This window comes from Aeromicrobium sp. Root236, from assembly GCF_001428805.1.
GTDB lineage: Bacteria > Actinomycetota > Actinomycetes > Propionibacteriales > Nocardioidaceae > Aeromicrobium.
In genome coordinates, this window is the sequence record NZ_LMIS01000001.1 from 2,561,328 (window position 1) to 2,573,762 (window position 12,435).

Consider the following 12,435-nt stretch of genomic DNA (forward strand, 5'->3'; position numbering starts at 1 on the left):
GGCGTACGTCAGGACGGTTGCAGCTGCTCCACGACGGTGCACCTTGTGCCGCTGTAGATCGTCGGCATGCACTGGTTGCAGTGGATGCAGACGCCCTGCGTCGTCTCGCCGGCCTGCATCCGGTTGACCAGGTCGGGCTCGCGCAGCAGTGCGCGGCCCATCGCGACGAACTCGAAGCCTTCGGCCATCGCCCGGTCCATCGTCGCCTTGTCGTTGATGCCGCCCAGCATGATGAGCGGCATCGACAGGCTGGCACGGAACGCGAGCGCCTTCTCGCGGAGATAGGCCTCCTCGAACGGGTACGCCTTGAAGAACGCCTTGCCCACCGGAGTCTTGAGCCCGAGGCGTACGAGCAGCGGCATGTTGGCGGCGAACTCCTTGAGCGGGACGTCGCCGCGGAACAGGTACATCGGGTTGAGCAGCGAGCTGCCGGCGCTGAGCTCGAGCGCGTCGAGGTGCCCGTCGGCCTCCAGCATCTGCGCGAACTCCAGGCTCTCCGGCATCGAGAAGCCCTTGGGCGATCCCTCGGTCATGCCGATCTTGGCCGTGACGGCCACGGCGTCGCCGACCTCCTCGCGTACGACCCGTGCCACGTCCCGGGCGAAGCGCGACCGCTGCTCCAGCGAGCCGCCCCACTCGTCCTTGCGCCGGTTCTGCCCGGGCGCGAGGAACGAGCTGAGCAGGTAGCCGTGCGCCATGTGGATCTCGAGCACGTCGAAGCCGGTGTCGACCATGATCCGCGCCGTACGCACGTAGTCGCGGGTGATCCGGGCGATGTCGGCTGCCGTCGCCGAGTGGATCATCTGCATGCTCAGCGGTGACGGCATCCGCGAGGCGGCGAGCGCGTGCACGCCGTTCGAGCGGCCGTTGGCGACCGGCCCTGCGTGGCCGAGCTGGCCGGCGATCTTGGCCCCGGTCTCGTGGATCGCGTCGGTGAGCCGCGCCAGGCCGGGCGCCGACTCGGCGTTGACGACGATGACCTCTTTCTGCGTACGCCCCTCGGGCGCGATCGCGAGATAGGCGACCGTCGTCAGGCCGACGCCGCCGCGGGCCGGGGCGAGGTGATAGTCGATCAGCTCGTCGGTGACCAGGCCGTCGGGCGTACGCCCCTCGAACGTCGCCGCCTTGACCGTTCGGTTGCGCAGCCGCACCGGGCCGAGCTGCGCCGGCTCGAAGACGTCGGGCGCCATCAGCGCAGCCGGGTCCTGCGCATGAACCGCATCGTCTTGAGTGCCGTCGACACGTGGTCCTCGTACGGCTTGTCGGCCGGGGCGCCGAGCACCTGCTTCTTGAGCACGGCGACGTGCTGCACGTCGGTGTACTTCAGCAGCCCCGCGTCGCCGTGGCGTGCGCCGACGCCGGAGTTCTTGAATCCTCCGGACGGTGTCGCCTTGCTGGCGTACGAGCAGGCGAGCGGGTCGTTGACGTTGATGTTGCCGGACTCGATGCGTCGGCCGATGAGCTCGGCGGCCTTGAGGTCGCCGCCCCAGATGCTCGCGTTGAGCCCGTAGTCGGTGTCGTTGGCCAGCGCCACGACCTCGTCGACGGTGTCGTATGCGTGGATCGTCACGACGGGGCCGAACGTCTCCTCGCGGGCGTGCAGCATGTCCGGGGTGACATCCGTGAGCACGGTCGGCTCGTAGAACGCAGGTCCGAGGTCGGGGCGGGCCTTGCCGCCGGTCAGCACCGTGGCGCCCTTCGCGCGGGCGTCCTCGACGTGCGCCGACACCCGGTTCATCTGGTCGACCGAGACGAGCGAGCCCATCGTGGGCTCGAAGTCGTACGAGGCGCCGACCGTGATCGCGGCCGCTGCCTCGACGAAACGACGCGTGAAGTCGGCCTCCATCGCACGCGGCACGTAGATCCGCTCGATGTGCATGCACGCCTGACCGGCGTTGAGGAACGTGCCGAACGCGGCACCGGCGACCGTCTCGTCGAGGTTGGCGTCCTCGAGGACGATCAGCGGGTTCTTGCCGCCGAGCTCCAGTGTGCAATCGATGAGGTTCTCGCCGGCGCGTGCGCCGACGAACCTGCCGGTGGCGGTGCTGCCGGTGAACATCACGAAGTCGGCGTCGTCGATCAGGGCCGGGCCGACGTCGGGGCCGTCACCGCAGACGATCTGGAACAGGCCCGCCGGCAGCCCCGCTTCGTACAGCAGCCGTACGCACTCAGCAACGCAGAGTGTGCTCTTGTTGTCCGGCTTGAGGACGACGCCGTTGCCGGCGATGAGTGCCGGCATCGCGTCCGAGAGGCTCGTGGCGAGCGGGAAGTTCCACGGCGAGATGATGCCGACGACGCCCTTGGGCACCCGCACCTCCTTCGACACGGACGCGACCGGCACGACGCCTCCGCGCTTCTTCTCGCCGAGGACCCGCTTGGCGACCTTGAGGTAGTGGCTCGTCGTCATCCAGACGTCGCAGACCTCCTCGAACGACATGCGGCGCGCCTTGCCGGTCTCGGCCTGCATCAGGTCGACGACGGTCTCGTAGCCGTCGAGCAGCAGCGCGTGGAACCGCTTCATGACGTCGAGCCGCTTGGCGAGCGGAAGCGCCGCCCAGGCCCGCTGAGCCTCACGCGCCTCGGCGAAGGCCGCCGCCACGTCGTCTGGCGTCGACTGCGGGAGTGCCGTGATGACGTCGCCGGTGTAGACCTCGAGCAGGTCGTACGTGCCGCCGGTGGCGGTGACCAGTCCGGTCAGCGTCGTCAGCAGGTCCTTGGTGATGGAGGCGGGCAGGGTCATTCGCGGAACTCCTTGTCGGCGGCCGGAGTGCTCCGGGCGGCGCGTTCTTCGTACGTCTTGCGGTCCGGGTCGTCGAGCGCGTCGAGGGCGGCGCGCTCACCGCCGAGCACCTTGTTGAGCCACTCGCCGGTGCGCCGCGGGATCAGCCCGCCCGTACGCACGGAGGTGCCGAGGCTCTTGGGCACGTACACGTTGGGTCTGGGCTTCCGGATCGCCGACAGGATTCCCTCGGCGACCGCCTCGGGCGTGACCGGCTTGGCCGGCCCCTTGTTGGCCTTGAAGCCGGCGGCGAGCTCGGTGTGCACCATCGCCGGATGGACGACGCTGATGGCGATCGGTGTGCGGTCGGCCTTGAACTCGATGTGCAGCGAGTTGGAGAACCCGCTGACGCCGTGCTTGCTCGCGACGTACGTCGACGCACCCGCGATCGGGATGCGGCCGGCGGCGCTCGAGACGTTGACGATCTGGCCGCCGGTGCCGCGCGCCTTCATGCGCGTCACCATCTCCTTGGTGGCGTAGATGACCGCCATGAGGTTGAGCCCGATGATGTCGTGGGTCGCCCGGTCGGACTCGTCCTCGATGCGGTTGAGCGGCATGATCCCGGCGTTGTTGACCAGCACGTCGATCGGGCCGAGCTCGGTCTCGACCTCGTCGAGGAACCGCTTGAACGCCGCTCGGTCGGTCACGTCGACGACCCGGGCGAACACCCCGAGCGTCTCGCCGGTCTGCTTCACGGTGGTCTCGTCGAGGTCGCAGATCGCGACGACCGCGCCGACCCCGGAGATCAGCTTCGCCGCGGCCGCGCCGATGCCACGCCCGCCGCCGGTGATGACGACGACCTTGCCGGTCAGGTCCTTCACGGTGCCACCGCCATCCAGTCGGCGAACCCGGTCGGGTCGTGGCGGCCCAGGCTGGCGTGCTCGAAGAGACCCCAGCCGACCTGCCCGTTGCACGTCGCGCGGGCCGAGTGGTCGATCACGCCCCACGGGATGCGCCCGACGATGTCGGCGTCGGTGAGGTCGTACGTCGATGTGTCCGTCCAGTCGTTGCCCTTCCAGACGCCGTGGGTCCACTCGGGGTCGCCGCCGTAGCCGCAGCCGACGTGCAGGGCGACGAACGACAGGGGTTCGACCTCGATCAGCAGCTGCTCGCCCTGCGGCGTGGTCAGGTGCAGGCGGGCGGCGACGGGCATGCGGGTGCCCGATTCGTAGTCGATCTCGATGCGGGGCCAGCCCAGCTGCTCGACCCGGCCGTCAGGGAACACGCGCACGGCGTCGTTGAGCGTACGGAAGCCGTCGGGCGCCTCCTGGACGATGACGATCACCGCGAAGTCGTCGAAGCGCAGGGGAGCGTAGAGCCACCAGAACCCGTCGAGCGGCTGATCGGCGGCGCGCCCCGGAGGCTCGGCGTCACCCACCGGCCGGATGCCCCACGATCGGTCCCGTGTGCCGGACCAGTCGCTGACCTCGTACGTCGTGCCGTCCACCTGCAGCGTGCCGGACCAGGTGCCGACCTGGGCGAAGCGCTGGGCGTCGAGGGTCGGCCGGTCGTTGGCGTCGAGCATGAGGTGGCGCTGCTCCAGCACGGCCGGGAACGCACCCGTCCAGCTCAGGTCGAGGCCCACGTGGTCGTGGTCGCAGGTCAGCCGCAGCTCCTTGAGTGGGTCGACCACCTCGATCCGCATGGGCCCGACCTGCTGCTCCAGCGACCGCGCGTCAAGGGCGTCGGACAGCCGCAGGGAGAACTGGCGATCCTTGACGCGTACGGTCGCGAACGCATCGCGTACGCCGAGGTTGGGGTACGTGCCGAGGCCGGCGATCAGGAACACCTCGCCGGCGTTGTCGTGCGCGTTGAGGTAGCAGCGGTCGTAGAAGTTGCGGTCGCTGCTGGCTGCGCGCGCCATCGGCAGCGGTGCCTGGTGGATCGGGAACTCGTCGAGCTCCCCGGGTGTCAGTCCCACGAGTACGTCCCGTCCAGCAGCTGCTTGAGCGCCGAGGAGTGCATGACGTAGTCGTCCGGGTCGTCGGGCTGCTGCTCCTCGCCGAAGTGGATCATCCGGCGCTTGACCTGGCTCATCACGACGGCGTGGCGGAGCGCGGCATAGACCAGGTACCAGTCGAAGTCGCGCACGGTGTGCCCGCTGAGCGCCTCGTACGTGGCCACGACGTCGTCGCGGCGGCAGAAGTCCGGGATGCCCGGCATCTCGAAGACAGTCGCGATGTCCTGGAAGAAGCGGTGCAGGAACACGACCCACGCCAGGTCGACCTCACGTGGTGCGATCGCCGCCATCTCCCAGTCGAGCACCGCGACCGGCGTGAACTCGTCGTAGATGATGTTGCCCGGCCGGGAGTCGCCCCAGCTCAGGGCGCAGGGCTCGGCGTCGTCCGGCCAGTGCGCCTCGAGCCAGTCGAAGGCCTGCTCGATGACGGGGATGCGCAGACCGTCGGTCGAGCGGGTCCACTCGTAGTACGTACGTTGCGCGTCGACGTGCGCACGCAGCGAGTCGCCGTTCTTCGCCAGCGTGGAGAACACCGTCGGGGCATCGGCGATGCCGTGGATGCCGGCCAGCACGGCAACGGTGCCGTCCTGCAGCTCGCGGCGTTCGGCAGGTGTCGCGTCGTACAGCCAGCCGCCGAAGACGTACGGCGGGTTGTCGGTCGGCGTGCGGCCCGCGACGGCCTCCATGACGCCGAACGGCGCACCGATGACGTCGCCGGTCGACTCGACGCCGACGATCGGCGGCACCGGCACGTCACTGTGCTCGGCGACGAGGGACATCACCTCGAACTGCTGCACGATGTCGTACGACGGGAACACCGGGAACGACGTGTCGTCGGGTGGCAGGCGCGCGACGAGCGGGCGCGTGCTGGCGTCGAACAGCAGCGTCACGCTCGACATGCCGGCGCCCTGCGGGGCGTGCAGGTTGGAGATGGTCACCGGGCCGTCGGCCAGCTGCAGCGTCCCGAGCCAGTCCGCGATCGGCGCCGCGAGCGCATCGATGTCGCGCTCGTGCACGGTCATCTTCGTCTCGGCGTGTACGTCGTGCTCGGCGTCGGGCATGCAGGCTCCTCGGGAGTAGCGTCCACATGATGGTAGAACACGTTCTACATTGGTGGTATGCGTAACGGAATCGTGCTCTTCACGTCTGACCGCGGCATCAAGCCGGCCGCCCTCGCCCAGGCTGCGGAGGACCGTGGCTTCGACACGATCTACGTGCCCGAGCACACGCACATCCCGGTCAAGCGGGAGGCGCTGCACCCGACCGGCGGTGAGGAGCTGCCGGACGACCGCTACATGCGCACGCTCGACCCCTGGACGACGCTCGCCACCTGCGCTGCCGTGACCGAGCGCATCGGCCTGTCGACCGCGGTGTGCCTGCCGGTCGAGTCCGACCCGATCACGCTCGCCAAGACGCTCGCCACGCTCGACCACCTGTCCGGGGGGCGGCTCACGATCGGCGCCGGGTTCGGCTGGAACACCGACGAGCTCACCGACCACCACGTCCCGGCCAACAAGCGGCGCACCGTGCTCAAGGAGTACCTCGAGGCGATGCGTGCGCTGTGGACCGAGGAGGAGGCGTCGTACGACGGGGAGTTCGTGTCGTTCGGCCCGAGCTGGGCCTATCCGAAGCCACCGCAGGGTCGGATCCCGGTGATCATCGGTGCGGGCGGTGGTCCCAAGACGATGAAGTGGATCGCCCGGCATGCCGAGGGCTGGATGACGACGCCGATCGAGACCGACACGGCGGCCAAGGCGGACCTGCTCCGCAAGGAGTGGACCGACGCCGGCCGCGAGGGTGAGCCCGACGTACGGATCCTGGTCGCCAAGAAGCCGACCGGCGAGGACTTCGCGGACTGGGCAGCGGCGGGTGCCTCGGAGCTGATCTGGGGGGTGCCCGACCTCGAGGAGGACGCCGTGCTCGGCTATCTCGACAAGCTGGCATCGCGGATGGGGCTCACCGCATGAGCCTGTCGTCGATGTCGTTCGTCCCGTCCGAGATGACGACGGCCGAGGTCGAGGCCTCCGAGGCGCTCTACGGCGGGCTGGCCCAGGATGTACGCCACCTCGTCGACGTCGCGATCCGTACGAACGTGGGTGCCGATCGTGTCGCCGCGGCCCGCGAGCTGGTCCGGCAAGCCGAGCAGGTCCTCGCCGAGGACGCGTCGACCGAGCCGGCAGGCATCCAGTTCAACACCGAGGGCCGGTCGTGGAACTGGGGCAACGCGGTCGTCGGGGTCCGCAACGCGATCGCCCCGCCGGTGATCCTGCACTGGTCAGACGACGGGTCCGTGGGCTCGGAGGTCGACCTCGGCGTGGCGTACGAAGGCCCGCCCGGCTGCGTGCACGGTGGGGTGTCGGCGTTGCTGCTCGACCACCTCATGGGCGAGACCGCCAGCGCCGCGCACACCCGGCTCATCGTGACCGGCACGTTGACGTTGCGCTATCTGCAGCCGTTGCCGCTCGGGCGCGTACGCATGCAGGCCCAGGTCACGAACGAGGACGACCGCAAGGTCACGGTCACCGCACACCTCGGAGCCGTCGACGGTGAGCCCGCCGTGGAGGCGACCGGGCTGTTCATCGTCCCGCGCTGGGCTCGTGACGGCTCGGTGTCCGGCTCGCTGGACTGAGTCAGCCGCCGAGCGCGGCGAGCATCTGGTGGCCCGTGTCGCTCAGGGTGCCGTGGGCGGCCGCCACCCGGCACCAGTCGCGGGTCATGTCGGCGAACTTCTGCGGGTTGTAGACGTCCTCCTCGCGGATGAGGTTGCCTGCCTCGTCGAACGTGAGGATCGTGATGTTGGAGGCCTCGTGGACGGATCCGTCGCCGGGGTCGCGCATGATGTTGCGGATCTCGCAGATCACCCGGTTCGTCGGTGCGTCGACGACGGACCAGGCCGCCGGGAAGCCGATCATCTCGGTGGCCGGGAACGCCGTCATCGTCCGCACGACCCACGCCCGGATCTCCTCTCGTCCGGTGAAGTCGCCGTACGCGTGCTCGCTGTAGGTCGCGTCCTCGGTGAACATGTCGGCGAACGCGGACCAGTCGCCGCTCGCGGTGATCTGCTCGACGGTCGCGGCGTAGCGGTCGAACGCCGCCTGCAATTTGTTCTCGTTCTCAGCCATGCCGACACCCAACCACAGGCAGCCGAGGCTTGAACTGTGATGCCTCAGGCCTTCTTCACCGGATGCGTCCAGTGGGACTGGATGGTCTAGTCACGGGCTCTGGTATTCGATCAGACCATTCTCAAGAGCGTACCGACGAAACTCTCCTCGCTCGAAGGGCAAGTAATAGTCCCCAGAGATCAGGTCGTCTGCAAGTTGTTCAACCATAGAAACTGTCAACTTCTCGGCTCGAACCGCCTCACAGAGCAGTTGAACAGTCGCAGTGACACGGATGCCCTTCTCGTTGGCCACATTTCGAGCAACGGCATCATCGAGCACCACCTCAAAGCCTCGAACTTCACCCAAGGCGAGCACTCCACATTCACCGCGATTCGCTCCGCCTTGCCCCACCAAGCGTTCTTCATATCGGGCGAAGGCCTCACTGAATTCGAGATCGAGCCCATAGTCCGTGTGGATCCAGTCGGCATTTAGGACCTCGTTCAGAACGGGGAGCTCGTGGGACTGGTGCCGCAGCTCCAGCTCGACACTTTCAGGAATGACTATTGCGCGCTCGTCAGACAGGAAGTCGAGGACGCGAAGCCATCCTTGGACGGCAAAATGGCGAAGCGGTCCCGTATCAAATACGAGGGCATCAGGGTCCGGGTGACTCAAGAGACGAAGTTCCAGAGTTCATCTTCTCGCCGTTCACGCATGTCGGGCAGGTCGGTTTCGGTGAACGTATCCCTCAGAAGGTCGAGCGCCCGCTCTCGGCTGATCCGCTCCCCGCGAACCAATTTCAGCACCGCCAGCTGGTATGAGACTGGGAGCGAAACACCATCCATCTCATGCTCCATGTAGAGACCGAACTCTATGAAGTCAGCCTTCGTCGTCGTCACGCTGCGAATGAAGTTCGCTTGCTCATTGTCAACTAAATCGAGCTCTTGCGCGCGACGGGCGAGGGTGGACATGTCGACTCGGAAATGGCTACCAAGGTTGACGGCGATCTCGCGGATGTCCCTTTCCTCATACTTCTTCCAAGCGTCGCGAAGCCCAGTTTCAGGAAGGAGGAGAGAGCGCGCGAATCGATCAAGTCGCGCCTCGATGCCCTTGTTCGCTTGGTCTGCGACCCTCCAATCGATGGTGTATTGGTCCTGCGCCAGGTAATGACCTAGTTCATGAGCTAGAGCTAGACGCCGACGTCCGAGTTTGTTGTGAGAGTTGACGAGGCTGATCCCACCATTCCGGAGAAGAATGGTGCCGGCATCGGCCGCGTCGGCTCCAAGATCCGTTGAAAATGCAAGCAAGCCAATCTTGCTCACTACTTCTGCCAGATTGAGTGCCGGCTCGCCCGGGTCAAGTTGCAATAGTGACCGGGCTTGAGCCGCCAGCTCGTCGGCTTCAGACATGGACCCAGGCGCACTAAGCGCTGCTTGTTCTAAGCTCGCAGAAGCCTCGACGATCCCGAGTGCGTGCGAATCCAGCGATTCGAGGAACTCAATGTCGACCGCGATGTCTTCAATTAGTCGGTCGATCTTGGACGCTACGGAGTCGCGATCGCGGTTCATCCGATGGGCCACTAGAGAAGGCACAGGTTCCCGAAAGAACGACGCCATTCGGACGCCGAGCGCGCTAGCGATGTCCGAAAGTTCGAGAGCGGAGACCTTGCGAGCACCAGTTTCGATCTTGTTCACAACGGTTCGTTCGAGTCCCGCCAGTTCGCCAAGTTCGCCTTGACTTAGCCCCGCACGTTCGCGGCTATCGCGAATTCGCACCCCGAGCGTCGTCACGTTGGTTTCTCCCATGTGTGCGAGTTTCGCACACGTGTGTGTATGAGAACAATGTGATTCGCACGGCAGGTGGGACTGGAACCCTCGGACCCTCCGTCACGCCCTCGACAGAACTGCGATTGAAAGTGGGTGTCGGCGCCCCAGAAGGCTGCGTCGACGCTCTCGAAATCATCCGTTGTTGCTCCGCAGGGCCGGCGCGACCCAGCGGCGCAGGTAGGCGCGCAGCTCCTCGCCCGTACGCTCGGGGTCGCCCGGATCGAGCACGAGCGACTGCAAGGTGCGCAGCAGGTGCTCGACGAGCTCGAGCTGGTCGTCCTCGGCCAGGCCGCCGGTCGACCAGTCGACGCCGAGACCGGCGAGTAGCTTGCCGCCGAGGGCGATCGACGACGGTGCCGTGAGGCCGGCGAGCGTCGTGCTGATCTGGCCCGGTGCGAGCAGCCGGTTGAGGGCGGGGTCGTCCCGGAGGTGCTCGTAGACGTACGCGACGGCCTCGACCGCCGCCTCGGCGCCGTCGCCCGATCCGTCGAGGTGCTCTACGACGTGCGCGATGAGCTGCCGCTCGAGGTCGCCGGCGGCGTCCAGCGAAGCGGCGTTGAGCAGGTCCTCGGTGGTGGGGAAGTGGCGGTAGACCGTCTGCCGGGTCACGCCGAGGTTGTCGGCGATCTCCGAGATGTTCGTCGTGCCGGACGCGCTCAGGCGCGTACGTGTGGCGTCGAGGATGCGGCGCCGTGCCTCGTCCGCATCAGCCGGCGGCTGCCCGCTCCAGCCGTGAGACCTCATCCCGCACCTCCTCGGTCGATTCCTTGACGATCATACACATCTGTGTTTCTGTTCATACAGACTTGCGAGACTGTATGAACACGATCCGAGGAGAGCCATGACCGCCCACCTGTTGCCCGAGGGCTTCGACTTCACCGACCCCGACCTCAACCTCGTGGGCGTGCCGCACGACGAGTTCACCGCACTGCGTACGGCCTCGCCGATCCACTGGGTCGAGCAGGTCGACTCGGCGCGAGCGGGCATGTCGGTGGATGCCGGCACGGGCTACTGGGCGGTGACCAAGCACGCCGACATCTCCGAGGTGTCCAAGAACAACAAGGTGTTCTCGAGCAAGGAGAACGGCGCGATCATCCGGCTCCCGGAGACCGCGACCCGCGAGTCCCTCGAGATGACCCAGGTCGTGATCATCAACCAGGACGCGCCCGACCACACGCAGCTCCGCAAGATCATCAGCCGAGGGTTCACGCCGCGCGCGATCGGCGCCCTCGACGAGGTGCTCGAGGAGCGGGCGCGCCGCATCGTGGCCGAGGCGGTCGAGGTCGGCAGCGGCAACTTCGTCGACCAGGTCGCCTCGCAGTTCCCGCTCGAGGTCATCGGCGACATGCTGGGCATCCCGGCCGAGGACCGCAAGAAGATCTTCGACTGGACCAACCAGATGACCGGTGCCGAGGACGCCGACCTGGCCCGCGAGGACAACGATCCCGAGGCGGCCGCCGCCGAGGTGCTGATGTACTCGATGGGTCTCGCCGCCGAGCGCAAGGCCAATCCCCGGGACGACATCGTGACCAAGCTGGTGCAGTCCGGCGAGGACGGCGGCCGTGGCCTGACCGACGACGAGTTCGGCTTCTTCGTGATCGCCTTGGCCGTCGCCGGCAACGAGACCACCCGCAACGCGACGACGCACGGCATGAACGCGTTCTTCGACAACCCGGACCAGTGGGACCTGTGGTTGCGTGAGCGCCCGGCCACGATGGTCGACGAGGTGATCCGCTGGGCCACCCCGGTGACCTCGTTCCAGCGCACCGCGCTCGAGGACGTCGAGCTCGGCGGCGTGCAGATCAAGGCCGGCCAACGGGTCGCCCTGTTCTATGCCAGCGCCAACCACGACGAGGACGTCTTCACCGACCCGTTCACGTTCGACATCACCCGCGACCCCAACCCGCACCTGTCGTTCGGCGGCCACGGCGTCCACTACTGCATCGGCGCCAACCTCGCGCGCATGGAGATCAAGCTGATCTTCGAGGCGCTGGCCGATCTCGCGCCGGAGATCCGTCGCACAGGTGAGGCGTCCAGGCTGCGTTCCGGCTGGCTCAACGGCATCAAGGAGCTCCCGGTCGCCTATCGCTGAACCGCGGTGATGGCCGTACGGTTCTCGCATGGCCGAGCTCGCGGAGTCACTCGTCGGGACGCCGCACGGCGATGCGCGAGTGCACCTCGCGCGGCCGGAGAGCGTGCCCCGCGGACTGCTGATGCTCGGTCACGGCGCCGGTGGCGGCGTGAATGCCGTCGACCTGCGGCTCGCGGCCGACGTGGCGCTCGGAATGGGTCTGGCAGTCGCCCTCGTCGAGCAGCCCTATCGCGTCGCCGGCCGGCGGGCACCGGCACCCGCCGCGCAGGTCGACGCCGCCTGGCGCGCCGTCGCAGAGCACCTGCGCGTCGGTGATCTCGCCGCCGGGCCGCTGATCGTCGGTGGCCGATCGTTCGGCGGACGGGTCGCCTGTCGTACGTCCGCGGATGTCGGCGCTGCCGGCGTGCTCTGCCTCGCGTTCCCGCTGCACCCGCCCGGTCGCCCCGAGAAGTCGCGGCTCCCGGAGCTGACCGCAGTCACCGTGCCGGCGCTGGTCGTGCAAGGGGAGCGGGACCCGTTCGGCGTACCGGATCCGAGGACGCTGCCGCCGACGGTGACGCTCGCCGTCGTGTCCGGCGATCACTCGCTCAAGAAGGACGCGCCGACCATCCGCGCCGCGGTCAACGATTGGCTGGCGGCTCTTGTCACCGGCGGCTGAGAAGGTCTGTACTGAGCGCGAC

13 protein-coding genes are annotated in these 12,435 nt (G+C 67.6%); 4 read left to right on the forward strand and 9 right to left on the reverse strand.

The genetic code is table 11. The features are described 5' to 3' along the window. Nucleotides 1–8: 8 nt before the first annotated feature. Genes ASE12_RS12885 through ASE12_RS12905 form a run of 5 tightly spaced genes read right to left on the reverse strand, consistent with a single transcriptional unit; the run spans nt 9 to nt 5,800 of the window. Nucleotides 9–1,190 carry an NADH:flavin oxidoreductase gene (locus tag ASE12_RS12885; RefSeq protein ID WP_056401203.1) on the reverse strand — a complete coding sequence of 394 codons (1,182 nt, stop codon included), beginning with the start codon at nt 1,188–1,190 and terminating at the stop codon, nt 9–11. After that, a complete protein-coding gene (locus ASE12_RS12890) occupies nt 1,190–2,740 on the reverse strand; it encodes a succinic semialdehyde dehydrogenase (protein ID WP_056401204.1) in 1,551 nt (516 codons plus the stop codon). Before ASE12_RS12890 ends, ASE12_RS12885 begins: the two co-directional genes overlap by 1 nt. Next, nucleotides 2,737–3,600 (reverse strand): SDR family NAD(P)-dependent oxidoreductase, encoded by an 864-nt coding sequence (locus ASE12_RS12895; protein WP_056401205.1) that lies wholly within the window; start codon nt 3,598–3,600, stop codon nt 2,737–2,739. The genes ASE12_RS12890 and ASE12_RS12895 overlap by 4 nt, the downstream gene beginning before the upstream one ends. Then, complete coding sequence (locus ASE12_RS12900; RefSeq protein WP_235508907.1) at nt 3,597–4,700, reverse strand: hypothetical protein; 1,104 nt, start codon at nt 4,698–4,700, stop codon at nt 3,597–3,599. Before ASE12_RS12900 ends, ASE12_RS12895 begins: the two co-directional genes overlap by 4 nt. Then, nucleotides 4,691–5,800, reverse strand: coding sequence for a phosphotransferase family protein (locus tag ASE12_RS12905; RefSeq protein ID WP_056401206.1), 1,110 nt, complete (start codon nt 5,798–5,800; stop codon nt 4,691–4,693). The genes ASE12_RS12900 and ASE12_RS12905 overlap by 10 nt, the downstream gene beginning before the upstream one ends. Before the next feature lie 57 nt (nt 5,801–5,857). On the opposite strand from ASE12_RS12905, the gene ASE12_RS12910 reads away from it, so the two are divergent. Together ASE12_RS12910 and ASE12_RS12915 are read left to right on the forward strand one after the other, a co-directional pair. Further along, the gene (locus tag ASE12_RS12910) at nt 5,858–6,706 is read left to right on the forward strand and encodes an LLM class F420-dependent oxidoreductase (RefSeq protein ID WP_056401207.1); all 849 of its coding nucleotides are present in this window, start codon (nt 5,858–5,860) and stop codon (nt 6,704–6,706) included. Next, entirely contained in the window at nt 6,703–7,368 is a 666-nt protein-coding gene (locus ASE12_RS12915; RefSeq protein ID WP_056401209.1) for a PaaI family thioesterase, read from the forward strand. The genes ASE12_RS12910 and ASE12_RS12915 overlap by 4 nt, the downstream gene beginning before the upstream one ends. Nucleotide 7,369: 1 nt before the next feature. Here the strand turns inward: ASE12_RS12915 and ASE12_RS12920 are convergent, their stop codons facing one another. The 4 genes from ASE12_RS12920 to ASE12_RS12935 form a co-directional block, all read right to left on the reverse strand. Further along, nucleotides 7,370–7,861: a nuclear transport factor 2 family protein gene (locus ASE12_RS12920; protein WP_056401213.1), complete on the reverse strand. Its 492-nt coding sequence runs from the start codon at nt 7,859–7,861 to the stop codon at nt 7,370–7,372. A gap of 90 nt (nt 7,862–7,951) precedes the next feature. Beyond that, nucleotides 7,952–8,512, reverse strand: a complete 561-nt coding sequence (locus ASE12_RS19795) for a nucleotide-binding protein (RefSeq protein ID WP_235508908.1) — start codon at nt 8,510–8,512, stop codon at nt 7,952–7,954. After that, on the reverse strand, nt 8,509–9,642 hold the full coding sequence (locus tag ASE12_RS12930; protein WP_056401219.1) for a helix-turn-helix domain-containing protein: 1,134 nt from the start codon (nt 9,640–9,642) through the stop codon (nt 8,509–8,511). The genes ASE12_RS19795 and ASE12_RS12930 overlap by 4 nt, the downstream gene beginning before the upstream one ends. Before the next feature lie 153 nt (nt 9,643–9,795). Continuing rightward, nucleotides 9,796–10,407: a TetR/AcrR family transcriptional regulator gene (locus tag ASE12_RS12935; protein WP_056401220.1), complete on the reverse strand. Its 612-nt coding sequence runs from the start codon at nt 10,405–10,407 to the stop codon at nt 9,796–9,798. 97 nt (nt 10,408–10,504) lie between these two features. Here ASE12_RS12935 and ASE12_RS12940 point away from each other — a divergent pair, with 97 nt between their 5' ends. Both ASE12_RS12940 and ASE12_RS12945 read left to right on the forward strand, forming a co-directional pair. Beyond that, nucleotides 10,505–11,755, forward strand: a complete 1,251-nt coding sequence (locus tag ASE12_RS12940; protein WP_056401223.1) for a cytochrome P450 — start codon at nt 10,505–10,507, stop codon at nt 11,753–11,755. Nucleotides 11,756–11,783: 28 nt separating this feature from the next. Next, entirely contained in the window at nt 11,784–12,413 is a 630-nt protein-coding gene (locus ASE12_RS12945; RefSeq protein ID WP_056401226.1) for an alpha/beta family hydrolase, read from the forward strand. The last annotated feature ends 22 nt before the right edge of the window (nt 12,414–12,435 follow it).

Excerpts from the sequence above, each read along its gene's own strand:
- ASE12_RS12930 (WP_056401219.1), bottom strand. The coding sequence starts at position 9,642 with ATGGGAGAAACCAACGTGACGACGCTCGGGGTGCGAATTCGCGATAGC.
- ASE12_RS12890 (WP_056401204.1), bottom strand. The coding sequence starts at position 2,740 with ATGACCCTGCCCGCCTCCATCACCAAGGACCTGCTGACGACGCTGACC.
- ASE12_RS12915 (WP_056401209.1), top strand. The coding sequence starts at position 6,703 with ATGAGCCTGTCGTCGATGTCGTTCGTCCCGTCCGAGATGACGACGGCC.
- ASE12_RS12935 (WP_056401220.1), bottom strand. The coding sequence starts at position 10,407 with ATGAGGTCTCACGGCTGGAGCGGGCAGCCGCCGGCTGATGCGGACGAG.
- ASE12_RS12920 (WP_056401213.1), bottom strand. The coding sequence starts at position 7,861 with ATGGCTGAGAACGAGAACAAATTGCAGGCGGCGTTCGACCGCTACGCC.
- ASE12_RS12885 (WP_056401203.1), bottom strand. The coding sequence starts at position 1,190 with ATGGCGCCCGACGTCTTCGAGCCGGCGCAGCTCGGCCCGGTGCGGCTG.
- ASE12_RS12910 (WP_056401207.1), top strand. The coding sequence starts at position 5,858 with ATGCGTAACGGAATCGTGCTCTTCACGTCTGACCGCGGCATCAAGCCG.
- ASE12_RS12940 (WP_056401223.1), top strand. The coding sequence starts at position 10,505 with ATGACCGCCCACCTGTTGCCCGAGGGCTTCGACTTCACCGACCCCGAC.
- ASE12_RS12945 (WP_056401226.1), top strand. The coding sequence starts at position 11,784 with ATGGCCGAGCTCGCGGAGTCACTCGTCGGGACGCCGCACGGCGATGCG.
- ASE12_RS12905 (WP_056401206.1), bottom strand. The coding sequence starts at position 5,800 with ATGCCCGACGCCGAGCACGACGTACACGCCGAGACGAAGATGACCGTG.